Raw genomic sequence first — 21,109 nt, forward strand, 5'->3', positions numbered from 1 at the left:
GGCGGGCGGGGTAGCGTATCGTTTTGCTGGCGGCATTCCGGCCGCTGTGCATTCTCCGAGCCCATGTCAGGAAGGCAGCGGTTAGCCTACGTGCCCCAGATTGAACAGCTTTCACGCCGGACGCCGAAGGTGTCCGTGGACGAACTGCTGGCGGGCCTGCACCCGTCGCCGCGCTTCGGCGAAGTGTCCTTCGCCAGCTACCGCCCGGACCCGGCCCAGCCCTCCCAGAGCGAGGCCGTGAGGGCGCTGCAGCGTTTTGCCGCCGTGGTCGACCGGCCCAAGCCCAAGGGCTTCAGGAAGCTGTTCGGCGGCGGAAAGCCGGAGGGCCATTCCGGCATCTACCTGGACGGCGGATTCGGCGTCGGCAAGACCCACCTGCTCGCTTCGTTGTGGCACGCCGTTGACGGCCCGAAGGCCTTCGGCACCTTTGTGGAGTACACCAACCTGGTCGGCGCGTTGTCGTTCCGCAAAACCGTGGAAGCGCTCAGCAGCTACCGCCTGGTGTGCATCGACGAGTTTGAACTGGATGATCCCGGCGACACCGTGCTGATGTCGCGGCTGATGCGCGAGCTGGCCGACGCCGGGGTCAAGCTTGCGGCGACCTCCAACACACTGCCCGGTTCGCTGGGAGAGGGACGCTTTGCCGCCGTCGATTTCCAACGCGAGATCCAGGTGCTGTCCGACCAGTTCGAGGTCATCCGGGTGAACGGCGAGGACTACCGGCACCGGGGGCTGCCGGCAGCTCCCCAGCCGCTCAGCGACCACGAACTCAAGCGGCGGCTGCATGATTTCGATGGCAAGGTGGTGGCGGCCGACGAATTCTCCGATCTCGTCAACCACCTGGCCGGGGTGCACCCCAGCCGGTACAAGCAGTTTCTCGACGGCGTGGACGCGGTGGCCTGGCATAACGTGCACACGATCACCGAGCAGGCCGTGGCCCTGCGGTTCGTGGTGCTGGCCGACCGGCTCTATGACAAGGACGTGCCGATCATCGCCAGCGGCGTGCCGTTCGATGAGCTCTTCACCCCGGAAATGATGTCCGGCGGCTACATGAAGAAGTACTTCCGGGCGGTCTCCCGCCTGACCGCGCTGGCCCGGGAGGGCCAGGCCGGCGAACCCGCGGTCTAGCTGTCGCCGCGCGCGGCGCGCAGGAGCGGCCTCGCGACATGACCCGGCCTCACGACAAAGGGTGCCGGCTCGCCTCCCGGCGGTCCGGCACCCTCCTTGGCGTGCCCGGGACTAGGCGGACGGAGTGTTCCCGTCGGACGGTGCCTGGCCATCCCTGTCGCCAAACGTGTCGACGAAACCGGATGCCTTGGCCTGCAGGCCGCCTACCTGGCTGGAATACTTACCGCCGGTCTTGGCGTCGATGTAGTCACCGGCGCTGCCGACGGCACCCTTGATCTTGCCAGAGTGTTCTCCCACGAGACCGGCTGCCTTGTCCTTGAGTCCTCCGGCCCTGCCCTTGAGCTCGTCAAATACAGACACGGCCACCTCCTTTCCGACGGGGGGCCTTTCGCCCCTGCACATCCATCGTAGGGACCGCGCCGCGGGCGCTCAACGGCTAAACAGGGGCTTAAACAAGGAAGGCTCCCGTCGGGGGAGCCGTGGAATGGTGGGCGATACTGGGATCGAACCAGTGACCTCTTCCGTGTCAGGGAAGCGCGCTACCGCTGCGCCAATCGCCCCGGTGTGCCCGAGGCGGGCCGCTGGAGAAAACGATGAAAAAGAGAGCGGACGACGGGATTCGAACCCGCGACATCCACCTTGGCAAGGTGGTGCTCTAGCCAGCTGAGCTACGTCCGCGCGAAACGGTTTCCGGATCACTCCGGACTGCGTTCCAGTGGGCGATACTGGGATCGAACCAGTGACCTCTTCCGTGTCAGGGAAGCGCGCTACCGCTGCGCCAATCGCCCGTGATCTCTCACGAGATGTTTGCTGTGTCGCCGCAAACGAGGTGGGGACGGGATTCGAACCCGCGTATACGGCTTTGCAGGCCGCTGCCTCGCCTCTCGGCCACCCCACCGTGCCTATTCGCAGTTGCGCTAGGACCGGCCAGCGACGCTGGCACGTTACAGTGACTTGCGAGCGGACGACGGGATTCGAACCCGCGACATCCACCTTGGCAAGGTGGTGCTCTAGCCAGCTGAGCTACGTCCGCAAAAGTTTTCCATCACTTTTTCCGCGATCCTTCATCGAACGGCTCGCGGCGTCGCTGTGATTTCCAACGAGTAAAAACTCTATAGGACGATTCCCGCTTCGTCCAATCGACGCTGTGGCGGGTGAAACGACGAGGGCCGGCCGGGCCCGGGGGGCGATGGGCTCGGCGGCGGACCGGCCGAACCGTTCCGCGGCCCACCCGCAGCCCAGTTCCTCGCGAGCCCCAAAAACCACAGCTGTAACAACTGCCCAGGCGTCGTGGCCGGGTGATTTTTGTTTCAGCGCCTCCGTGGGCTAGCATTTCTAGACGTTGCAGGACGCGCCGGCGCATCCTCAGCAAACCCGGGCGATTGGCGCAGTGGTAGCGCGCTTCGTTCACACCGAAGAGGTCACTGGTTCGAACCCAGTATCGCCCACCACGGAATACATCCCCGGCCAGGCAGCATCGCCTGGCCGGGGATGCATTCGTTAACGGGCGCGGGGCCGGCCGCCGTCGCGCCGTCGCTGTGCATTGCGGACCAGAACGGTCAGTGGAACCTGAGAAGATTTCCTTATGACTGCACCACTTCTTGCGCATGCCACCGCCAACGGCCGCATGTACGCGCGCTCCACGTCGGAGCCGCCGTCGGTTCCCTCCATCACCACCGTGATCGCGCAGGAGCCGACCACGCTGGACGGTTGGTTCGCCCACATGGCGGCCACCTCCCTGGCCTCCGATGCCAGGCTGGCCGAAGCCGCCGGAGACCCGGGACGGCTGCGTTCGTTGGCGAAGGAAGCGACCCTGGCCGCCGACCGCTACCGGGATGCCGCCGCGCTGCGCGGGGACCGCGTCCACGGGTACTGCGAACAGGTGGCACTCAGGGCGCTGGACAGGGAGCACGACGTTGCGGGTGCCCGGGAGGCGCTCAAGGCCAACGGCGAAGAGGCATTCGCCGCCAGGTTCGACGAATGGTGGCAGCTCTACGGGGTGGAGCCCATCGCCCCGGAGATCACCGTCTGGAACCAGGAAGTCGGATACGCCGGCACGCTGGATCTCGTGGCCCGTATCGCGGGGCGCACCTGCCTGATTGACTTCAAGACCAAGGGCACGGACCGCAACGGCCAGGTCAAGGCGCTCAATGACAAGGTGGTCATGCAGTTGGTGGCCGGCATGAAGGCGCAGGAGTCGCTGGTCGACGCCGCGACGGGGAGCTGGGAGCCGTGGGCGCACGGTGACGATCCGCTGCTGCTGGGCGTGGCGATCGGTGAGACGGAAGTCCGGCCGATGCGCGCCAACCCCGAGGTGCTTCGATGGCACTGGTACCGCTTCTGCTCGCTGCGCCGGGCGTGGGAGACGCATCTGCAGGTAGCCGAGGCGGGCCGGGCGCTGTTGCCGATCGCGCCGCCCCCTGCGGCCGCCCTGCAGGCGGTCCAGCAGGCCCACTAAACTGGACCGGAACCCATCGGCAGCGTACTGAAGCGGCAACAGTGAGGACAAGAACTACATGGCGATCCTGAGTATCCGGATTATCGGCGACCCCGTGCTGCGGACCAAGGCGGAAGCGGTTACCGTATTCGGGCCGGAGCTGGCCAAGCTGGTGGCGGACATGGACGAAACCATGGAGGACGTCGACGGCGCCGGGCTGGCCGCCCCGCAGGTTGGCGTGAGCCTGCGCGTCTTCACCTTCCGCGTGGACGGCCGGCGCGGCCACGTGGTCAACCCGGTGCTCGAGCTCAGCGACGACTTCCAGGACGACGTCGCCGAAGGATGCCTGTCGATCCCCGCGCTCGGCTACCCGGTGCGCCGGCGCCGCTGGACGCGGGTGACCGGCCAGGACATGCACGGAAACCCGGTGGAGTACGAGGGCGAAGGGATGCTGGCCCGCTGTTTCCAGCATGAGGCCGACCACCTGGACGGAATCCTCTACATCGACCATCTCACCGGGGAGAACCGGAAGAACGCGCTGCGCTCCATCCGCAACGCCGGATACAACGGTGTGGCAGGCGAGACCCAGGCCCAGCGCGCGGCGCACGTCGGCTCCGGCTTCAGCCGCGGGCCGGCCGCGGCGGGCACCGGTTCCTTCGGGCAGCCGCTGGCATGACGGACGGCGGCAGGCGCTTGCGGGTCCTCTTCGCCGGCACTCCCGGCGTGGCCGTGCCCTCCCTCGACCGGCTCGTCGAGGATGGTTTCGAAATTGTGGCCGTGCTCACCCGGGAGGACGCGCCGGTAGGGCGTAAACGGGTCCTGACTGCCTCGCCGGTGGCGGCCCGCGCCGCGGAACTCGGCGTGCCTGTGATCCGGGCCAACCGGATCGACGAGGCCGCGGCCGATGCCATCCGGGCCGCCGCCCCGGATGTGGCGGCCATCGTGGCCTACGGCGGCCTCGTCCCGGAAGCCGCGCTCGGCATCCCCGAACACGGCTGGATCAACCTGCACTTCTCACTCCTGCCCGCGTGGCGCGGCGCCGCGCCGGTGCAGCACGCCATCATCAACGGCGACGACGTCGTCGGCGCCTCCACCTTCCAATTGGAGAAGGGGCTGGACACGGGCCCGGTGTACGGCACCCTGACCGAGGCGTTGCGCCCTGCGGACACCAGCGGCGAGGTGCTGGAGCGGCTCTCCCACAGCGGCGCCGTGCTGCTGTCGCAAACCCTGGCGGCCGTTGGTGCGGGCACAGCGGTGGCGGTGGCGCAGTCCGGCGATGTCAGCCTCGCGCCCAAGCTGTCCCTGGCGGACGGTCACATTGATTGGCGGCAGCCGGCGCTGGCCATCCGCCGCCGCATCAACGGCGTTACTCCCGAGCCCGGTGCCTGGACCATGCTCGACGGCCAGCGCTTCAAGCTGGGCCCGGTACGCCTGCGGCCCGAGCACCGCGGGCTGCCGCCCGGGGCCGTGAGGCTGTCCGGCGGCTCGTCGGCCTCGGCTTTTGTGGGCACGGGCTCCCATGCGGTGGAGCTGGACAGGGTCCAGCCGGCGGGCAAGAAAATGATGGATGCAGCAGATTGGGCCCGCGGGCTCGGACAGCGTGAGGACGTGCACTTCGAATGAGCGGCCGGAATGAAGGCAGCCGGAACAGCGGACGCCAAGGCGGCGGCGGCCAGGGGGCCGGCCGCCGTGATGCTGCCGGGCGGGAGCGCAACCGCGGCGGCACCAGGCAGTACTCCCGATCTGCTCCGTCGCAGCGGACGCGGGCGGCCGACCCGGCCCGGCTGGCGGCCTTCGAGGTGCTCCGCGCGGTGGAACGGGACGATGCGTATGCGAACCTGGTGCTGCCGGCGAGCATCCGCAAACACCGGCTGGACAAGCGCGACGCCGGCTTCGCCACGGAGCTGGCCTACGGCGCCCTCCGCGGTTTGGGCACCTACGATGCCATCCTGGCCCGCTGCGTGGACCGGCCGCTGGACCAACTGGATCCCGCGATCCTCGATGCGCTGCGTCTCGGCGCCCACCAGCTGCTGGCCATGCGGGTGCCGGCCCACGCCGCCCTGGACCAGACCGTCGGCCTGGCCCGCGCCGTGATCGGCGCGGGCCCCGGCTCGCTGATCAACGCCGTGCTGCGCAAGGTCACCGCCCGGGACCTGCGCGGCTGGACCGCCGAGCTGACCGCCGGTGAGACCGACCCGGTCAAGGCGGCGGCTTTGGAACACAGCCATCCCGAGTGGGTTGTGCGGGCCCTGCGGCAGTCGCTGGCGGGGCACGGACGCCGCGTGGACGAACTGGAAGACCTGCTGGCGGCCGACAACGCCGCGCCGGTCGTGAACCTGGTGGCCCTGCCGGGGTTGGGTTCGCTGGACGAGGCGATCGACGCCGGCGCGGAGCCCGGGGAACTGGTCGCGGGCTCCGCCCTGTATGCCGGCGGCGACCTCGGCCGGCTGGCCAGCGTGCGGGCCGGAACCACCCGCGTCCAGGACGCCGGCTCCCAACTCGTGGCGCTGGCCCTGGCCGCGGCCGCGCCGGTGACGCCGGGCGAGCGCTGGCTGGACCTCTGCGCCGGCCCCGGCGGCAAGGCCGCCCTGCTGGGCGCGCTGGCCGCCGAACGGGGCGCCACGCTGCTGGCCAATGAGGTGGCCGAACACCGTGCCGAGCTGGTCCGAAAGGCCCTGGCGCCGGTACCGGCCGGGGTGTGGGAGATCCGCACCGGCGACGGCCGCGACGTGGGCGACCTCTATGCCGGACAGTTCGATCGGATCATGGTGGACGCGCCCTGCACCGGGTTGGGGGCCCTGCGCCGCCGCCCGGAGTCGCGGTGGCGCCGGAAGCCCTCCGACGTGGCACAGTTGGGGCCGCTGCAGCGCGAACTGCTCGGCGCGGCCGTCGCCGCCGCAAAGCCGGGCGGCCTGATCGCCTATGTGACGTGCTCCCCGCACCCGGCGGAGACGACGGCGGTGGTCGCCGACCTGCTGCGCCGGAACCCCGGGCTGGAACTGCTGGACACCTCCTCCGTCCTCGACGGCGTCAGCCTCCCCGGGTACTTGGAAGCAGGACAACCCGGCGGCGACGCCGTGGGCCGGGCCGGCGGAACGACGGCGCAGCTGTGGCCGCACCGGCACGGCACCGATGCCATGTTCATGGCGCTGCTCCGCCGCACCAACTAGGCCAACACCGGTTCCGACATCCCACGACACACAGACAGGCAGGCAAGCATCCGATGGCACAGTGCTGCATCAATCCCAGCATCCTCTCGGCCGATTTCGTCAACCTCGAAGCCGAACTGCGGCGCATCAGTACCGCCGATGCCGTGCACGTGGACGTGATGGACAATCATTTCGTGCCGAACCTGACCATCGGGCTGCCGGTGGTGCAGCGGATCCGGGAAGTCAGCAGCCTGCCCCTGGACGCGCACCTGATGATCGCCGATCCGGACCGCTGGGCGCCGGCGTATGCCGAGGCGGGGATCGAATCTGTGACCTTCCATGTGGAGGCGGCGTCGGCCCCGGTCCGGCTGGCCAGGGAGCTGAGGTCCCGCGGGGCCAAGGCGGGCATGGCGCTGAAGCCGGCCACCGCCGTCGAGCCCTATCTGGATTTGCTCCCGGAGATGGACCTCCTGCTGATCATGACGGTCGAGCCGGGCTTCGGCGGGCAGTCGTTCCTGGACGTGACCCTGCCCAAGATCCGCAAGGCCGCCCGCGCCGTGGCGGGTTCGGGGCTCCCAGTGGCGATCCAGGTGGACGGGGGCGTCACCGAAGAGACCATCGTGCGGGCCGCCGAGGCCGGCGCCACCGTCTTCGTCGCCGGGTCCGCCGTGTACGGCAAGGCCGATCCGGAGCAGGCCATCGCCTCGTTGCGGGCCGCGGCCGGCCGGCAACCCCATTTCTGAGGCTCCTGTGACTGGTGTTACACGTTGTGACGGGAATGGAACGTGCCACGAGGCAGTTGTGAGAGCATAGTTACGCAAACACAAACGTGCTCCGGGGTCGGTGTAAGTCCGAACCGGCGGTTATAGTCCGCGACCCGCTGCCGAGAGTTCCGCCCGGAACTTCAAGCAGCGGTTGAACCGGTGAAATTCCGGTACCGACAGTTAAAGTCTGGATGGGAGAAGCACGTACAGGTGGCAGCCATAGGGCCACCGGGTACGGTCGATGACCGCGGCCCGGAGACCCCCCAAGCTTCCGCTCTGTCGTTCCCCGGAGTCGCCGCGGCTCGAAAGGAACGGCATGGATTTTCTGCGGTGGCTCTTTGAAGCCCAGATTCCCGTAGCCGGCAGCGCTCTGCTGCTGCGCGAAGTTCTGGGCAACGTCTTCGGCCTGCTCAGCGCGCTCGGCGGGATGCGCCGGAAGGTGTGGGCCTGGCCCATCGGCATCATCGGCAACGTGTTGCTGCTGACCGTCTTCCTCGGCTCGCTCTTCGGCTCCGCCAATACCGCCAACCTCCTGGGCCAGGCGGGCCGCCAGGTCATGTTCATCGCCGTGGCCGTCTACGGCTGGAGGCGTTGGCGCTCCGCACGCAGCGGCGAGGGCCACGCCATCACCCCGCAGTGGGCCAGCGGCAAGGCGCGCCTGGGCCTGGTCGCCGCACTGCTCCTGGGCACCGTCGCCCTGACCCCGATCTTCGCGGCCCTAGGCTCCTACGAACCGGTCTGGGCGGATGCCTGGACCTTCGTCGGTTCATTGCTGGCCACCTACGGCATGGCACGCGGATGGGTCGAGTTCTGGCTGATCTGGGTGGCGGTCGACATTGTGGGCGTGCCGCTGCTGTTCAGCGCCGGCTACTACGCCAGCGCCTTCATGTACCTCTTCTACGGCGGCTTCACGCTGGTTGGATTCTTCGTCTGGTGGCGGGCCAACGCGCTGGCCAAGCCCGGAGTCGAAACCCTGCATCCCGATCCGCGCATCGGGCGGCCGGCCGACGAGCAGGTGCAGGCGTGACGGATCAGGCGGCAGTCGGCACGGCCGGGGATTTCGCGCCTGCCGAGCAGCACGGCATGGAGCTTGCGCTGGACGCCGCCCGGCAGGGCGTCCGCGGAGCAAATCCACTCGTCGGCGCCGCCATCATCGACCCGCGGGGCGAGGTGCTCGGCGTCGGGTACCACCGGGGCGCGGGCACTCCCCACGCCGAAGTCGATGCGCTGGCCAACGTGCCCCGGGAACGCGCCGCAAACCTGGCGGACTGCACCATGCTGGTCACCCTGGAGCCGTGCAACCACCGCGGCCGCACCGCCCCCTGCTCCGGCGCCATCCTGGACGCGGGCGTTGGCTCGCTGGTCTACGCCACGGCCGACCCCACCGAGGCGGCCGCCGGCGGGGCGCGGCGGCTGGCCGAGGCCGGAGTCGCCGTGCGCACCGGGCTGCTGTCGGAGCAGGCGCTGGACCTGAACCATCGCTGGTTCGCCGCCCGGCGGGAAGCCCGGCCGTTCACCACGCTGCACGTCGCGCAGACGGTGGACGGGCTGATTGCCGCGGCAGACGGCACGAGCCAATGGATCACGGGGGAAGAGGCGCGGGCGGACAGCCACGGCATCCGCTCCCGCGCGGACGCCATCATCGCCGGCACCGGAACCATCGCGGCCGACAACCCGCGGCTCACCGCCCGCGACCGGGCCGGACGCGATACTCCCGGCCAGCCGCTGCGCGTGGTGATGGGGCGCCGGAAGGTCCCGGCCGACGCCGCCGTCCGCGGCACCGATGGCCGCTTCCTGCAACTGGCCACCCACGACCCGGCCGACGTCCTGGCCGAACTGGCACGGCGCGGCATCGGCCACGCCATGATCGAGGGCGGAGCGACCGTCGCCTCGGCTTTCCTGCGCGCCGACCTGGTGGACGAACTCGTGCTCTATCTGGCACCCCTGATGCTCGGCGCCGGCACCCGTGCGGTGGCCGACCTCGGCATCGGGACGCTGTCCGAGGCTGGACGCTGGCGTTGGGACACGGCCGGCGGCAGCACCCGAAACTTGGGCGCGGACCTGCGCCTGCACCTGGAACCCCTGCCGTCCCACGGCACTCAGAAAGGCAAATGAATGTTTACCGGAATCATCGCGGAACAAGGGCGCGTTGAATCGCTGGACCTGAGTCCGGCCACCGACAGCGCAGTGCTGACCTTCACCGCACCCGAAACGGCTGCCGGGCTCGGGCTCGGTGGGTCGATCGCCGTCAACGGCGTGTGCCTGACCGCAGTCGCGCTGGACGGCAGCCGGGTCAGCGTGGACGTGATGGGGGAGACCCTCACACGCACCACCACCGGATCGCTCCGGCCGGGTCAGCCGGTCAACCTGGAACGCTGCGTCCCGGCCGGCGGGCGGCTGGACGGACATGTGGTCCAGGGGCACGTGGACGGTGTTGGCACGCTGGCCGAACGCGAGGACCTGGGCGACTGGGAGCGGCTGCGCTTCACCGTTCCCGTGGAGCTGGCCCGCTACATCGCGGAGAAGGGCTCCATCGCCGTCGACGGCGTCTCGCTGACGGTCACGAACGTCAGCGATGCCGGTGCCGCGACGCAGTTCTTCGAAGTCGGCCTGATTCCCACCACGCTGGCCGACACCGGCCTGGGCGCGAAGCAGCCCGGCGACAGGGTCAACCTGGAGGTGGACGTGCTCGCCAAGTACGCCGAGCGGCTCCTGGCCTTCACCACCGGAGCCAGGGCATGAGCGCCGCGGTGGAGCCGCGGATCGCGCTCGACACCATCGAAGCCGCGGTGGCGGCCATCGCCGCCGGCCGCCCCGTCGTCGTCGTTGATGACGAAGACCGGGAAAACGAAGGCGACATCATCTTCGCCGCCGACGCCGCCACCCCCGAACTCATGGGCTGGACCATCCGCTATACTTCGGGCGTCATCTGCGTGCCGCTGCCGGCGGCACGGGCCGACGAACTGGGGCTGCCGCCCATGGTCGAAGTCAACCAGGATGCCAAGGGCACGGCCTACACGGTTTCCTGCGACGCGGCCGACGGCGTGACCACCGGCATCAGTTCCGCCGACCGTGCGCGCACCGCCGCGGTGCTCGCGGCGGCGGACAGCACTGCCGCCGACCTGACCCGGCCCGGGCACGTCTTCCCGCTGCGGGCGGTCGACGGCGGGGTGCTCGCACGGCGCGGACACACCGAAGCCGCCGTGGACCTGTGCCGGTTGGGCGGGCGTGCGCCGGTGGGCGTCATCGCGGAACTGGTGCACGATGAAGGGGACATGATGCGCCTGCCGGCGCTGCGGGCCTTTGCCGACGAGCACGGGTGCCCGCTGGTTTCGATCGAGGACCTCGCCAACCACCTGGCCGGAAACCCGGACACCGCCGGCCTGCCGAAGGCGGCGAACCATGGACGGTAAGGACATCCGCGAAAAGACTCCGGCCGCCACGGTCGAGGGCGGGCCCGCGGTCCAGTTGCCCACGGCCTTCGGCAGCTTCACCGCCCAGGCGTGGACCGATGCCGCCACCGGCGTGGAGCACCTGAGCATCACCTCGCAGGTCAGTCCGGCGGCCGAACCGCTGGTCCGGCTGCACTCCGAATGCCTGACCGGCGACGTGTTCGCCTCCTACCGCTGCGACTGCGGCGAGCAACTGGAGCAGGCGCTGGCCATGATCGGAGAGCACGGCGGTACGGTCCTGTACCTGCGCGGGCAGGAGGGGCGCGGCATCGGGCTGGCCAACAAGATGCGGGCCTATGCCCTGCAGGAAGCCGGCGCCGATACGGTGGAGGCCAACGAGCAGCTGGGCCTGCCCGTGGACGCGCGCGACTACTCCGCCGCCGCCGCCATCCTGCGGGCGATGGGCATCGGCGCCATCCGGCTGCTGAGCAACAACCCGGCCAAGAGCAGCATGCTGGCGGCGCTGGGCATCGAGGTGGTCGAAATGGTGGCCGCGGAAGTTCCCTTCCGGGAGCAGAACCGCCGCTACCTGGAGACCAAGCGGGACCGGATGGACCACCGGTTGGCCGTCCTGCAGACCACACCGGTGCAGCAGAGCTGACGCCGGCACCCGGCACGGCAAGGCAAACACGATCAACCACCGACGAGAGTTTCACGAAGGAAGAACATGAGCGGTCACGGAGCACCCACCATCGACATCACCGGCCTGCAGGCGGAGACCGGCGCGCTAAAGCTCGCCATCGTCGCCGCCAGTTGGCACACCGAGATCATGGACGGGCTGGTCGACGGCGCGCTGCGGGCGGCAACCGAGGCGGGGATCGGGGAGCCGGCCCTGGTCCGGGTGCCCGGGGCTTTCGAGCTGCCCGTCGCCGCCGCCCGGCTGGCACCCCACTATGATGCCGTGGTGGCGCTCGGCGTCGTAATCCGCGGCGGGACGCCGCACTTCGAGTACGTCTGCCAGGCCGCCACCGAGGGCCTGACCAGTGTCAGCGTGCAGACCGGCACGCCCGTGGGATTCGGGGTGCTGACCTGCGACACGGAGCAGCAAGGCCTGGATCGCGCCGGCCTGGCGGGCTCCAGCGAGGACAAGGGCCACGAAGCGGTGACCGCCGCCCTGGCGACCGCGGCCACGCTCCGAGGCCTCGGCGTCTAAAGCGCGGCGCGGAGGCATTCGTCACAATGGGAACGGCGGTTTGCCGCCCTCACGCGCTCCTGACGTAGTCTAAAGGGCGTGAAATCCTTCGAATCCCTGTTTGCGGAACTGAGCGAAAAGGCGCAGCAGCGTCCGGAGGGCTCCCGTACGGTAGCCGAGCTGGATTCCGGCATCCACGGAATCGGGAAGAAGGTCGTCGAAGAGGCCGCCGAAGTCTGGATGGCAGCCGAACACGAATCCGACGAAGCCGCCGCCGAGGAAATCTCCCAGCTCCTCTACCACCTGCAGGTCCTGATGATCGCCAAGGGCCTGCGGCTGGAAGACGTCTACAAGCATCTGTAGCGGGACGCCGCCAGTGCGCGGCGCCCCGCCCAGACCCAGGCCGATTCCACACTTGCGAGGCCCTGCTGCGGCCGAGACGATCCCAGAAAGACCCCCATGCTGCGTGTAGCTGTTCCCAACAAAGGTTCCCTGTCCGAAGCCGCCTCCGCCATGCTGGGCGAGGCCGGCTACCTCCAGCGCCGCGACAGCCGCGAACTGGTCATGACCGATGCCGACAACGACATTGAGTTCTTCTTCCTCCGCCCCCGCGACATCGCCGTCTACGTAGGCTCCGGCACCCTGGACGTCGGCATCACGGGCCGTGACCTGTTCCTGGACGCACAGGTCGAAGCCGTCGAGCTGATGAACCTCGGCTTCGCGGCGTCCACGTTCCGGTTCGCCGGCCCGCTCGGCGAGTTCACCAGCGCCGCGCAACTGAACGGCAAGCGCCTGGCCACCAGCTATGACGGGCTGCTGCGCAGCTACCTGGCCGAGCACGGGATCGACGCCTCCGTCGTCCGGCTGGACGGCGCGGTGGAGTCCTCCGTGCGCCTCGGCGTTGCCGACGCGATTGCCGACGTCGTGGAGACCGGCAACACGCTCCGGGCCGCCGGGATGGAAATCTTCGGGGACCCCATCCTGAAGTCCGAGGCCGTGCTGATCGGCCGCGCCGGGGAGACCCCGCCCAACGGACTGGACGTGCTGATGCGCCGGCTGCGCGGCGTGATTGTTGCCCGCGAGTACGTCATGATGGACTACGACATCCGCAAGGACCTCGTGGACGCCGCCGCGGCGCTGACCCCGGGGCTGGAGTCACCGACCATCTCGCCGCTGCGCGATACCGGCTGGGTGGCCGTGCGCTCGATGGTCCGCCGCACGCAGACCAACCGCATCATGGACGAGCTTTACGATCTCGGCGCCCGGGCCATCCTGGTCAGCACCATCCACGCCTGCCGTATCTGACTGCCCGGAGTAAGCCATGACTGTAGCCATCCGTGTGATCCCCTGCCTGGACGTCGACGCCGGACGCGTGGTCAAGGGCATTAATTTCGAAGGCCTGCGCGACGCCGGCGACCCGGTGGAACTGGCGCACCGGTACGACCGTGCCGGAGCCGACGAGCTGACCTTCCTGGACGTCACCGCCTCCTCCGGTAACCGCGAAACGACCTTCGACGTCGTGGCCCGCACCGCCGAGGAAGTCTTCATCCCGCTGACCGTGGGCGGCGGCGTGCGCGAGGTCGCCGACGTCGACAAACTGCTGCGCTTCGGGGCGGACAAGGCCGCCATCAACACCGCCGCGGTCGCGCGCCCCGACGTGATCGACGAGATCACCCGCCATTTCGGTTCCCAGGTGCTGGTGCTCTCGCTGGATGCCCGCCGGACCGACGATCCGGCGGTGGCTTCCGGATTCGAAGTCACCACGCACGGCGGGCGCAAGGGCACGGGGATCGACGCGGTGCAGTGGGCCCGCGAGGCGGCCGACCGGGGTGTGGGGGAGTTGCTGCTCAACTCCATCGACGCCGACGGGACCAAGGACGGTTTCGATCTGGAAATGATCCGGGCGGTACGGGCCGCGGTGAAGGTCCCGCTGATTGCTTCCGGCGGCGCCGGCAAGCCCGCGCATTTTCCGCCGGCCGTCGCCGCGGGGGCGGACGCGGTGCTGGCCGCCTCGGTCTTCCACTTCGGGCCCGACGACGCCATCGCGCAGGTCAAACAGGCGATCCGGGACGCTGGCTACCCGGTCCGCTGAGTCCGGGAGCCGGGGAAGCAGAAGTGTCAGAGGCCGATTTCGGCGCTGTCCAGCAGGGCCACGGCGTCGGCCTGGCCCTCGAAGGTGACCAGGGCATGCCTGGCCCGGCCGGAGGCATGCATCAGCAGTTCGCCCGGTTCTCCGACGATGGCCACCGAGACGGGTGCGCGCTTGGCCACGTGCCGCGGGCCGTCCGGACGCACCAGCACGATGCCCAGGTCCACTCCCCGGTAGAGCAAGGCCGCCCGCTTAATCAGGTCGCCCCACAGCGCCGCCGAATAATCCTCGTCCAGTGCCCGCGGCGCCCAGCGGTCGGTTGCCCGGCGGATGTCTTCGGTGTGGACGAAGAACTCCACCAGGTTGGCCACCGTGTCCACCGCCGGCACCCTGAACGGGGACCAGGCCGGCGGGCCGGCGCGGAAGGCCTCCACCAACTTGGCGTAGCCGGCCGGTTCCCGGGCTGTGTCCGCCACCTTGCGGGTGGCCTCGTCCGAAACCCTCGCCAGCGGCTTAAAGGCCAGGCCGAGGGCGGCACCCACACGGTGTTCACGAATGTACAGATGGGCGGCCAGTTCTGCGGTCGTCCACCCCTCACACAGGGTGGGTGAATCCGGCCCGGCAGCCAGCAAGGTCTCGGCCAGGACTTCACGGGACGGATTTACGTAATGCATCACCTTGAACCTAGCACGAAGAAGGCGCCTGCGGGCCGAGAAATGTGTACGTGCGCCCGTGCCGGCGCGGGCGGGAGCCTCCGGGACTTGGCACTAGACTTGTAGGGATGCCTTCCGAGTCTGATTCCCCCGCAACAGTGCCGTCCGCCGCCGGCGCAACGGCCCTCGACCCAGCCGTCGCCGACCGGCTCAAGCGCGACTCCGCCGGCCTGGTCGCCGCGATCGTCCAGCAGTTCGATTCCGGTGAGGTGCTGATGCTGGGTTGGATGGACGACGAGGCGCTGCACCGCACCTTGACCAGCGGCCGCGTGACCTTCTACTCGCGCTCGCGCCGGGAGTACTGGCGCAAGGGCGACACCTCCGGCCACGTGCAGTTCGTCAAGTCGGTGGCCCTGGACTGCGACGGCGACGCCCTGCTGGTCCGGGTGGACCAGGTCGGTGCCGCCTGCCACACCGGCACCCGCACCTGCTTTGACGGCCGGGGCCTCGACGCCGTCGCCGGCCACGGCGGCGAACCGGACGGCAGCCCGGGAGCGTCCGGCACCTGAACGGGCCCCATGACCACCGCAGTATCAGCCACTGAAGCGAAAGACAGATAACGCATGCAGGACCTTGGCGTCATCAGCCCCAGCCTGGAGGAATTCCGCGCGCTTGCCCGCGACCGCAGGGTCATCCCGGTCTCCATCAAGGTGCTCGCCGATGACCAGACTCCCATTTCCATCTACCGCAGGCTGGCCGATTCCCGGCCGGGAACCTTCCTGTTGGAGTCGGCCGCCGTCGGCGGAGTCTGGTCCCGCTATTCCTTCATCGGTGCCAACTCGCGGGCCACGCTCACGACCAGGGACGGGCAGGCGCACTGGCTGGGGGAGCCGCCGGTGGGCGTGCCGCGCACCGGGAACCCGGTGGAGGCGCTGCGCGCCACCGTGGAGGCGCTGCGGACCGAACGGTTCGACTCGCTCCCGCCGCTGACGTCCGGGCTGGTGGGATTCGTCGGCTGGGAGGCCGTGCGGCACTGGGAGAAGCTGACGTCCCCGCCCGAAGACGACCTGAACCTGCCCGAACTGGCCATGAACCTGGTCACCGACCTGGCCGTGCACGACAACGCCGAAGGCACGGTCACGCTGATCGCCAACGCCATCAACTTCGACAACCGCGACGAGCGCGTGGACGAGGCATGGCTGGACGCCGTCAAACGCGCCAAGCACCTGCTGGCGCAGCTCGCTGAACCGCTCGCCCAGCAGGTATCGGTGCTGGAAGACGCCGCCCTGGAAACCGCTGACCTGATGAACAGCGTGACGCACCGCTGGGCCCGGGAGAAGTATCTGGCGGCCGTCGACCGCGGCAAGGAAGCCATCGTCGACGGCGAAGTGTTCCAGGTGGTGATCTCCCGCCGGTTCGAGGCCGAATGTTCGGCCGAAGCCCTCGACGTCTACCGCGTGCTGCGGAACCTGAACCCCAGCCCCTACATGTACCTGTTCAGCCTCGAAGACGCCGACGGCGTGGGCTACTCGATCGTGGGATCCTCCCCGGAGGCGCTGGTCACCCTGACCGGCGACGAGGTCATTACCCACCCGATCGCCGGATCCAGGCCCCGCGGGCACAGCGTCGAGCATGACAAGGAACTGGCCGAGGAGCTGCTGGCCGACCAAAAGGAACGCGCGGAGCACCTGATGCTCGTGGACCTGGCCCGCAACGACATCTCCAAGGTCTGCACGCCCGGCAGCGTCGACGTCACGCAGTTCATGGAAGTGGAGAAATTCAGCCACATCATGCATCTGGTCTCCACCGTGGTCGGCCGGCTGTCGCCGGACAAGACCGCCTACGACGTGCTGGCCGCGACGTTCCCGGCGGGCACGCTCTCCGGCGCGCCCAAACCCCGCGCCCTGAGGCTGTTGGACGAACTGGAACCGCACCGCCGCGGCATCTACGGCGGCGTCGTCGGCTACCTGGACTTTGCCGGGGACATGGATATGGCCATCGCCATCCGCTCGGCGCTGCTGCGCGGCGGCGTCGCCTACGTCCAGTCCGGCGGCGGGATCGTGGCCGACTCCCAGCCGGAGGCCGAGGCGCTGGAGACGGTAAACAAGGCGGCGGCGCCGCTGCGGGCAGTGACCCTGGCGGCGCGGCTCCACCCGGCCAATCCGGCACACGTACCGGTCAGGGGGCAGCAATGAGCGAAGAGAACACCTCCCCGGCCCCGGACGCGGCACCGGCGCCACGGCCAGCCGCCGCGCGTTGGCGGCGCAAGGGCACCGTGGTGCTCGCCGCCGTCGTGATATCGCTGGCCGCCTTTGGCACCACGACGCAAACCTGGCTCACGGCCCGGTTCCCGGGGACCCGGGTACAGACCCCCGACGTGAGCGTGCCCGGCAGCGACGCCGCTACCGCGGTGACGGCCCTGGCGCTGGTGGCACTGGCCGCCGCCTTGGCCGCTTCCATCGCCGGCCGCATCGCCCGCATCGTGATCGCCGTGCTGCTGGCGGCGGCCGGCATCGGCATCTGTGCCGCCAGCATCACGGTGATCGCCAATCCGGCCGGGGCCGCTTCGGCGGCCATCGGGGAAGCGACCGGGCAGATCGGGGGAGAGGCCGCCGTCGGCATCACGGTCTTCCCTTACCTGGGCGCCGCCGCCGGTGTCCTGCTGTTGCTGACGGCCGTCTGGCTGCTGGCGGCCGGGCGTTCCTGGGCCGCGTCTAAGAAGTACGTGCCGGCAACCGAGCGGCAGGCCGACGGTATGCCGTCCGACCGGGCCGGCAGCGTGGATGAAATCGACAGCTGGGACCAGCTCAGCCGGGGCAACGACCCGACCGACTGAACCGCGACCGCGCGGCACCGGGCAGCGGGGCCGCCGGCGGCCGTGTCACACTGGCCTGCCGGGCCCGCAAACAATGGCAGAATGAAGTAGCAGAACCGTTTAGAGGGAGATACACCATGGGCAACCAGGCCACCGCCACCGAAACCGCGATGAAGACGGATCCGGCAGGCAGCATCCACGACGAGGTCATCGGCCACGGCAACAGCCCCGCCGCCTGGACCTGCGTGCTCATCATGATCTTGGGCTCCATCGTGGGAGGCATCGGCTTCGCCATGGCCTCGTCCCCGGTCTTCTGGGCCGGCATGGCAATCATGCTGATCGGCCTGATCGTCGGCTGGATCATGAAGAAGGTCGGCTACGGCGTGGACGGCAGCAAGATCCAGGGCAGCGGACACTGAACGTGACCGTTCTCGACGACATCATCGTTGGAGTCCGCGAAGATCTCGAGTCCCGGCGCGCCCAGGTTCCGTTGGCGCAGATCCAGCGGCTGGCCGCGGCCGCGCCGGCTCCGCGTGATGCTTACGCGGCCCTGGGCGGCAACGATTCGCCGCGAACCGCGCTCAAGGTGATCGCCGAGGTCAAGCGCAAGAGCCCCTCCAAGGGCGACCTGGCGTCCATCGCCGATCCGGCCCAACTGGCCGCCGGTTACGAACGCGGCGGTGCCGCCGTGATCAGCGTGTTGACGGAGCAGCGCCGGTTTAACGGCTCGCTCGCCGACTTCGACGCGGTGCGCGCCGCCGTGGACGTCCCGCTGCTGCGCAAGGACTTCAACGTCGACGAATACCAGATCTTCGAGGCACGCGCCCACGGCGCCGACCTGGTGCTGCTGATCGTCGCCGCACTGGACGACGAGCGGCTGAAGGCCCTGCTGGCGCTGACCCACGAACTGGGCATGGAGGCCTTGGTCGAGACGCATACCGCCGACGAAATCGACCGCGCCGTCGCCGTGGACGCACGCATCATCGGCGTGAACGTCCGCAACCTGAAGACCTTGGACGTAGACCGCTCAGTGTTCGCCGGATTGGCGGGCCGCATCCCCTCCGGCGCCGTGGTGGTGGCCGAATCCGGAGTCCGCGGAGTGGACGACGTGCGCGACTACGCCACGCAGGGCGCCGACGCCGTCCTCGTGGGCGAGGCGCTGGTCATCACGGGCGACCCGGAAGCCGCCGTAGCCGAATTCGGCGCGGCGGGCGCCGAGGCCATTGCCGCGCGCGGCTGAACCCGCGCGCCACACAACTTAAGAATCCCCAGGGGCAGGCAGGGCCGGTTGCGGCTGGCCGTCCTGCCTCCAGTAACAGACAGGACGGCCATGACGCAGAGCCCCGACACCCCGGTGGAGCCCGGAAACACCCAGGAACCGGCCGATGCCTTCCTGGCCGGCGGCAGCCTCCGCCATGCCCCCGGCCCCTATTTCGGTGCCTTCGGCGGGCGCTGGATGCCGGAATCCCTGATTGCTGCGCTGGACGAGCTGGAAGACACCTTCGAAAAGGCCAAGGCTGATCCGGAGTTCATTGCCCAGGTCACCGAGCTGAACAAGAACTATTCCGGCCGGCCGTCGCTGCTGACCGAAGCCAAGCGCTTCTCCCAACATGCCGGCGGCGCCCGGATCTTCCTCAAGCGCGAGGACCTGAACCATACCGGCTCCCACAAGATCAACAACGTGCTGGGCCAGGCCCTGCTGGCCCAGCGGATGGGCAAGACGCGCATCATTGCGGAGACCGGTGCCGGCCAGCACGGCGTGGCCAGTGCCACCGCCGCCGCGCTGCTCGGCATGGAGTGCGTGGTCTACATGGGTGCCGAGGACACGCGCCGGCAGGCCCTGAACGTGGCCCGGATGGAGCTGCTCGGAGCCACCGTCGTGCCCGTCACCGCCGGGTCCCAGACGCTCAAGGACGCCATCAACGAGGCCCTGCGCGACTGGGTGACCAATGTGCACAACACCCACTACCTGCTGGGCACCGCCGCCGGCGCCCACCCCTTCCCGGCGCTCGTCCGCTATTTCCACGAAGTCATCGGCGAGGAAGCCCGCGCGCAGATCCTGGACCAGACCGGCCGGCTGCCGGACGCCGTCTGCGCCTGCATCGGGGGCGGTTCCAACGCCATCGGCATCTTCCACGGCTTCCTCGACGACCGGAACGTCGCGCTGTACGGCTTTGAAGCCGGCGGCGACGGCGTCGACACCGGCCGCCACGCCGCAACCATCACGCTGGGCCGGCCCGGCGTGCTGCACGGCGCGCGCTCCTACCTCATGCAGGACGAGGACGGCCAGACCATCGAGTCGCATTCGATCTCGGCCGGACTGGACTATCCCGGCGTCGGCCCGGAGCATTCCTACCTGTCGGACATCGGCCGGGCCACTTACGAGCCCGTCACCGACAGCGAGGCGATGGACGCTTTCCGGCTGCTGTGCCGCACCGAGGGCATCATCCCGGCGATCGAGTCGTCGCACGCCCTGGCCGGGGCGCTGCGGGTGGGCAAGCGCCTGACCGAGGGCAAGGATCATCCGCAGGACGTCGTCATCGTCGTGAATCTTTCCGGCCGGGGCGACAAGGACGTCGCCACCGCGGCGGAGTGGTTCGGCCTGCTGCCGGACGAATCGCCCGAGGCCGAAATCGGCTCCGAAGGAGAGCAGCTGTGAACAATACCGCCATCGCCAGCAAATCGGCTGCGGCCATCGACCGGGCCCTGGCCGACGGCCGGACCGCCCTGATCGGCTATCTGCCCGCCGGCTACCCGGATGTCCAGACCACCATCGACGCCGCCGTCGCGCTGGCGGAGAACGGCGTCGACGTCATTGAGATCGGCATTCCGTACTCCGACCCGGTGATGGACGGCGCCGTCATCCAGGCCGCCACCGTGCAGGCGCTGAAGGACGGCTTCCGAGTCAGCCAGGTGTTCGACATCGTCGCCGGCATCACCGCCCGCTGCGACGCCGCCGTGCTGGTGATGACGTACTGGAATCCGGTCCTGCGGATGGGCGTCGACGAGTTCTCCCGGCGGCTGGCCGAGGCCGGCGGCGCCGGGCTGATCACCCCGGACCTGATCCCGGACGAGGCGGCCGAATGGTTCGAGGCTTCGGACAAGTACGGGCTGGACCGCGTGTTCCTGGTCGCCCCGTCCTCCTCCCCGGAGCGGATGGCGATGACGGTCAGGGCCAGCCGCGGTTTTGTCTACGCGGTGTCGATCATGGGCGTCACCGGTGCCCGCGAGAGCGTTTCCGGCGCCGCCGAGCGCGTGGTCCGGTCGGCGCACGAGGCCGGAGCCGAACGGGTCTGCGTCGGCCTGGGCGTCTCCAGTCCCGAGCACGTGCGCGAAATCGGCGCGTATGCCGAGGGCGCCATCGTGGGCACCGCGCTGGTGGCCGAACTCGGCAACGCCGGTGTGCCTGCACTGGGCAAGCTCGCGGCGCGGCTGAGCGAAGGCACAGCCCGGGCCTGACAGAATAACCGGTGGCCGGCGGTTTGCCGCG

Annotated in this window: 24 protein-coding genes, 6 tRNA genes and 1 riboswitch; of the genes, 23 read left to right on the top strand and 7 right to left on the bottom strand. The window is 69.4% G+C overall.

Annotated elements, in window-relative coordinates; all coding sequences use genetic code 11:
* The first annotated feature begins 90 nt into the window (after positions 1 to 90).
* A complete protein-coding gene (gene zapE / locus AC5RVZ_RS21460) occupies positions 91 to 1,128 on the top strand; it encodes a cell division protein ZapE (RefSeq protein WP_494067698.1) in 1,038 nt (345 codons plus the stop codon).
* A gap of 111 nt (positions 1,129 to 1,239) precedes the next feature.
* On the opposite strand, the gene AC5RVZ_RS21465 is transcribed toward zapE, so the two are convergent.
* The 6 genes from AC5RVZ_RS21465 to AC5RVZ_RS21490 form a co-directional block, all read right to left on the bottom strand.
* Positions 1,240 to 1,488, bottom strand: coding sequence for an antitoxin (locus tag AC5RVZ_RS21465; protein WP_494067699.1), 249 nt, complete (start codon positions 1,486 to 1,488; stop codon positions 1,240 to 1,242).
* 125 nt (positions 1,489 to 1,613) lie between these two features.
* Positions 1,614 to 1,688 (bottom strand) — tRNA-Val (locus AC5RVZ_RS21470).
* A gap of 44 nt (positions 1,689 to 1,732) precedes the next feature.
* A tRNA-Gly gene (locus AC5RVZ_RS21475) sits at positions 1,733 to 1,806 on the bottom strand.
* A gap of 38 nt (positions 1,807 to 1,844) precedes the next feature.
* A tRNA-Val gene (locus tag AC5RVZ_RS21480) sits at positions 1,845 to 1,916 on the bottom strand.
* A 39-nt stretch (positions 1,917 to 1,955) separates the two neighbouring features.
* Positions 1,956 to 2,026, bottom strand: a tRNA-Cys gene (locus tag AC5RVZ_RS21485).
* A 61-nt stretch (positions 2,027 to 2,087) separates the two neighbouring features.
* Positions 2,088 to 2,161: transfer RNA gene (locus tag AC5RVZ_RS21490), tRNA-Gly, on the bottom strand.
* 343 nt (positions 2,162 to 2,504) lie between these two features.
* Here AC5RVZ_RS21490 and AC5RVZ_RS21495 point away from each other — a divergent pair.
* The 15 genes from AC5RVZ_RS21495 (at position 2,505) to hisF (ending at position 14,154) form a co-directional block, all read left to right on the top strand.
* Positions 2,505 to 2,579, top strand: a tRNA-Val gene (locus tag AC5RVZ_RS21495).
* Positions 2,580 to 2,713: 134 nt separating this feature from the next.
* Entirely contained in the window at positions 2,714 to 3,586 is an 873-nt protein-coding gene (locus AC5RVZ_RS21500; RefSeq protein WP_494067700.1) for a cytochrome, read from the top strand.
* A 58-nt stretch (positions 3,587 to 3,644) separates the two neighbouring features.
* Positions 3,645 to 4,241 carry a peptide deformylase gene (def, locus tag AC5RVZ_RS21505; protein ID WP_494067701.1) on the top strand — a complete coding sequence of 199 codons (597 nt, stop codon included), beginning with the start codon at positions 3,645 to 3,647 and terminating at the stop codon, positions 4,239 to 4,241.
* 17 nt (positions 4,242 to 4,258) lie between these two features.
* Positions 4,259 to 5,188, top strand: coding sequence for a methionyl-tRNA formyltransferase (gene fmt / locus AC5RVZ_RS21510; RefSeq protein ID WP_494067923.1), 930 nt, complete (start codon positions 4,259 to 4,261; stop codon positions 5,186 to 5,188).
* Positions 5,185 to 6,735, top strand: a complete 1,551-nt coding sequence (locus AC5RVZ_RS21515) for an RsmB/NOP family class I SAM-dependent RNA methyltransferase (RefSeq protein ID WP_494067702.1) — start codon at positions 5,185 to 5,187, stop codon at positions 6,733 to 6,735. Before fmt ends, AC5RVZ_RS21515 begins: the two co-directional genes overlap by 4 nt.
* 53 nt (positions 6,736 to 6,788) lie before the next feature.
* The gene (gene rpe / locus AC5RVZ_RS21520) at positions 6,789 to 7,457 is read left to right on the top strand and encodes a ribulose-phosphate 3-epimerase (RefSeq protein ID WP_494067703.1); all 669 of its coding nucleotides are present in this window, start codon (positions 6,789 to 6,791) and stop codon (positions 7,455 to 7,457) included.
* A gap of 82 nt (positions 7,458 to 7,539) precedes the next feature.
* A riboswitch (FMN riboswitch) is annotated at positions 7,540 to 7,686 on the top strand.
* Positions 7,687 to 7,794: 108 nt separating this feature from the next.
* Positions 7,795 to 8,505 (top strand): nicotinamide riboside transporter PnuC, encoded by a 711-nt coding sequence (gene pnuC / locus AC5RVZ_RS21525; RefSeq protein WP_494067704.1) that lies wholly within the window; start codon positions 7,795 to 7,797, stop codon positions 8,503 to 8,505.
* Positions 8,502 to 9,593, top strand: a complete 1,092-nt coding sequence (gene ribD, locus AC5RVZ_RS21530; protein WP_494067705.1) for a bifunctional diaminohydroxyphosphoribosylaminopyrimidine deaminase/5-amino-6-(5-phosphoribosylamino)uracil reductase RibD — start codon at positions 8,502 to 8,504, stop codon at positions 9,591 to 9,593. The genes pnuC and ribD overlap by 4 nt, the downstream gene beginning before the upstream one ends.
* The gene (locus tag AC5RVZ_RS21535; RefSeq protein WP_494067706.1) at positions 9,594 to 10,220 is read left to right on the top strand and encodes a riboflavin synthase; all 627 of its coding nucleotides are present in this window, start codon (positions 9,594 to 9,596) and stop codon (positions 10,218 to 10,220) included.
* The gene (gene ribB / locus AC5RVZ_RS21540; protein WP_494067707.1) at positions 10,217 to 10,891 is read left to right on the top strand and encodes a 3,4-dihydroxy-2-butanone-4-phosphate synthase; all 675 of its coding nucleotides are present in this window, start codon (positions 10,217 to 10,219) and stop codon (positions 10,889 to 10,891) included. Before AC5RVZ_RS21535 ends, ribB begins: the two co-directional genes overlap by 4 nt.
* Positions 10,881 to 11,531 carry a GTP cyclohydrolase II gene (ribA, locus tag AC5RVZ_RS21545; RefSeq protein ID WP_494067708.1) on the top strand — a complete coding sequence of 217 codons (651 nt, stop codon included), beginning with the start codon at positions 10,881 to 10,883 and terminating at the stop codon, positions 11,529 to 11,531. The genes ribB and ribA overlap by 11 nt, the downstream gene beginning before the upstream one ends.
* Before the next feature lie 66 nt (positions 11,532 to 11,597).
* A complete protein-coding gene (gene ribH / locus AC5RVZ_RS21550) occupies positions 11,598 to 12,083 on the top strand; it encodes a 6,7-dimethyl-8-ribityllumazine synthase (protein ID WP_493999585.1) in 486 nt (161 codons plus the stop codon).
* Positions 12,084 to 12,161: 78 nt separating this feature from the next.
* Complete coding sequence (locus tag AC5RVZ_RS21555; protein ID WP_493977843.1) at positions 12,162 to 12,425, top strand: phosphoribosyl-ATP diphosphatase; 264 nt, start codon at positions 12,162 to 12,164, stop codon at positions 12,423 to 12,425.
* 96 nt (positions 12,426 to 12,521) lie between these two features.
* Positions 12,522 to 13,367 (top strand): ATP phosphoribosyltransferase, encoded by an 846-nt coding sequence (gene hisG / locus AC5RVZ_RS21560; protein WP_494067709.1) that lies wholly within the window; start codon positions 12,522 to 12,524, stop codon positions 13,365 to 13,367.
* 16 nt (positions 13,368 to 13,383) lie between these two features.
* Positions 13,384 to 14,154, top strand: coding sequence for an imidazole glycerol phosphate synthase subunit HisF (gene hisF / locus AC5RVZ_RS21565; protein WP_494067710.1), 771 nt, complete (start codon positions 13,384 to 13,386; stop codon positions 14,152 to 14,154).
* 26 nt (positions 14,155 to 14,180) lie between these two features.
* On the opposite strand, the gene AC5RVZ_RS21570 is transcribed toward hisF, so the two are convergent.
* Complete coding sequence (locus tag AC5RVZ_RS21570; protein WP_494067711.1) at positions 14,181 to 14,825, bottom strand: TIGR03085 family metal-binding protein; 645 nt, start codon at positions 14,823 to 14,825, stop codon at positions 14,181 to 14,183.
* Positions 14,826 to 14,932: 107 nt separating this feature from the next.
* On the opposite strand from AC5RVZ_RS21570, the gene hisI reads away from it, so the two are divergent.
* The 7 genes from hisI to trpA all read left to right on the top strand — a co-directional run bounded on the left by hisI (position 14,933) and on the right by trpA (position 21,078).
* Positions 14,933 to 15,373 carry a phosphoribosyl-AMP cyclohydrolase gene (hisI, locus tag AC5RVZ_RS21575; protein ID WP_494067712.1) on the top strand — a complete coding sequence of 147 codons (441 nt, stop codon included), beginning with the start codon at positions 14,933 to 14,935 and terminating at the stop codon, positions 15,371 to 15,373.
* A 54-nt stretch (positions 15,374 to 15,427) separates the two neighbouring features.
* Positions 15,428 to 16,999, top strand: a complete 1,572-nt coding sequence (locus AC5RVZ_RS21580) for an anthranilate synthase component I (protein ID WP_494067713.1) — start codon at positions 15,428 to 15,430, stop codon at positions 16,997 to 16,999.
* Positions 16,996 to 17,640, top strand: coding sequence for a Trp biosynthesis-associated membrane protein (locus AC5RVZ_RS21585; protein WP_494067714.1), 645 nt, complete (start codon positions 16,996 to 16,998; stop codon positions 17,638 to 17,640). The genes AC5RVZ_RS21580 and AC5RVZ_RS21585 overlap by 4 nt, the downstream gene beginning before the upstream one ends.
* 116 nt (positions 17,641 to 17,756) lie before the next feature.
* On the top strand, positions 17,757 to 18,038 hold the full coding sequence (locus AC5RVZ_RS21590; protein ID WP_494067715.1) for an HGxxPAAW family protein: 282 nt from the start codon (positions 17,757 to 17,759) through the stop codon (positions 18,036 to 18,038).
* Positions 18,039 to 18,040: 2 nt separating this feature from the next.
* Complete coding sequence (trpC, locus tag AC5RVZ_RS21595) at positions 18,041 to 18,859, top strand: indole-3-glycerol phosphate synthase TrpC (protein WP_494067716.1); 819 nt, start codon at positions 18,041 to 18,043, stop codon at positions 18,857 to 18,859.
* 90 nt (positions 18,860 to 18,949) lie between these two features.
* A complete protein-coding gene (gene trpB, locus AC5RVZ_RS21600; protein ID WP_494067717.1) occupies positions 18,950 to 20,278 on the top strand; it encodes a tryptophan synthase subunit beta in 1,329 nt (442 codons plus the stop codon).
* Entirely contained in the window at positions 20,275 to 21,078 is an 804-nt protein-coding gene (trpA, locus tag AC5RVZ_RS21605; protein ID WP_494067718.1) for a tryptophan synthase subunit alpha, read from the top strand. Before trpB ends, trpA begins: the two co-directional genes overlap by 4 nt.
* Positions 21,079 to 21,109: the final 31 nt, after the last annotated feature.

Source organism: Arthrobacter sp. Cza30 (assembly GCF_059090765.1).

Excerpts from the sequence above, each read along its gene's own strand:
- ribH (WP_493999585.1), top strand. The coding sequence starts at position 11,598 with ATGAGCGGTCACGGAGCACCCACCATCGACATCACCGGCCTGCAGGCG.
- AC5RVZ_RS21500 (WP_494067700.1), top strand. The coding sequence starts at position 2,714 with ATGACTGCACCACTTCTTGCGCATGCCACCGCCAACGGCCGCATGTAC.
- AC5RVZ_RS21515 (WP_494067702.1), top strand. The coding sequence starts at position 5,185 with ATGAGCGGCCGGAATGAAGGCAGCCGGAACAGCGGACGCCAAGGCGGC.
- AC5RVZ_RS21590 (WP_494067715.1), top strand. The coding sequence starts at position 17,757 with ATGGGCAACCAGGCCACCGCCACCGAAACCGCGATGAAGACGGATCCG.
- AC5RVZ_RS21570 (WP_494067711.1), bottom strand. The coding sequence starts at position 14,825 with ATGCATTACGTAAATCCGTCCCGTGAAGTCCTGGCCGAGACCTTGCTG.
- hisI (WP_494067712.1), top strand. The coding sequence starts at position 14,933 with ATGCCTTCCGAGTCTGATTCCCCCGCAACAGTGCCGTCCGCCGCCGGC.
- AC5RVZ_RS21585 (WP_494067714.1), top strand. The coding sequence starts at position 16,996 with ATGAGCGAAGAGAACACCTCCCCGGCCCCGGACGCGGCACCGGCGCCA.
- pnuC (WP_494067704.1), top strand. The coding sequence starts at position 7,795 with ATGGATTTTCTGCGGTGGCTCTTTGAAGCCCAGATTCCCGTAGCCGGC.
- def (WP_494067701.1), top strand. The coding sequence starts at position 3,645 with ATGGCGATCCTGAGTATCCGGATTATCGGCGACCCCGTGCTGCGGACC.
- trpB (WP_494067717.1), top strand. The coding sequence starts at position 18,950 with ATGACGCAGAGCCCCGACACCCCGGTGGAGCCCGGAAACACCCAGGAA.
- AC5RVZ_RS21580 (WP_494067713.1), top strand. The coding sequence starts at position 15,428 with ATGCAGGACCTTGGCGTCATCAGCCCCAGCCTGGAGGAATTCCGCGCG.
- hisF (WP_494067710.1), top strand. The coding sequence starts at position 13,384 with ATGACTGTAGCCATCCGTGTGATCCCCTGCCTGGACGTCGACGCCGGA.
- hisG (WP_494067709.1), top strand. The coding sequence starts at position 12,522 with ATGCTGCGTGTAGCTGTTCCCAACAAAGGTTCCCTGTCCGAAGCCGCC.
- rpe (WP_494067703.1), top strand. The coding sequence starts at position 6,789 with ATGGCACAGTGCTGCATCAATCCCAGCATCCTCTCGGCCGATTTCGTC.
- AC5RVZ_RS21535 (WP_494067706.1), top strand. The coding sequence starts at position 9,594 with ATGTTTACCGGAATCATCGCGGAACAAGGGCGCGTTGAATCGCTGGAC.
- ribB (WP_494067707.1), top strand. The coding sequence starts at position 10,217 with ATGAGCGCCGCGGTGGAGCCGCGGATCGCGCTCGACACCATCGAAGCC.
- ribA (WP_494067708.1), top strand. The coding sequence starts at position 10,881 with ATGGACGGTAAGGACATCCGCGAAAAGACTCCGGCCGCCACGGTCGAG.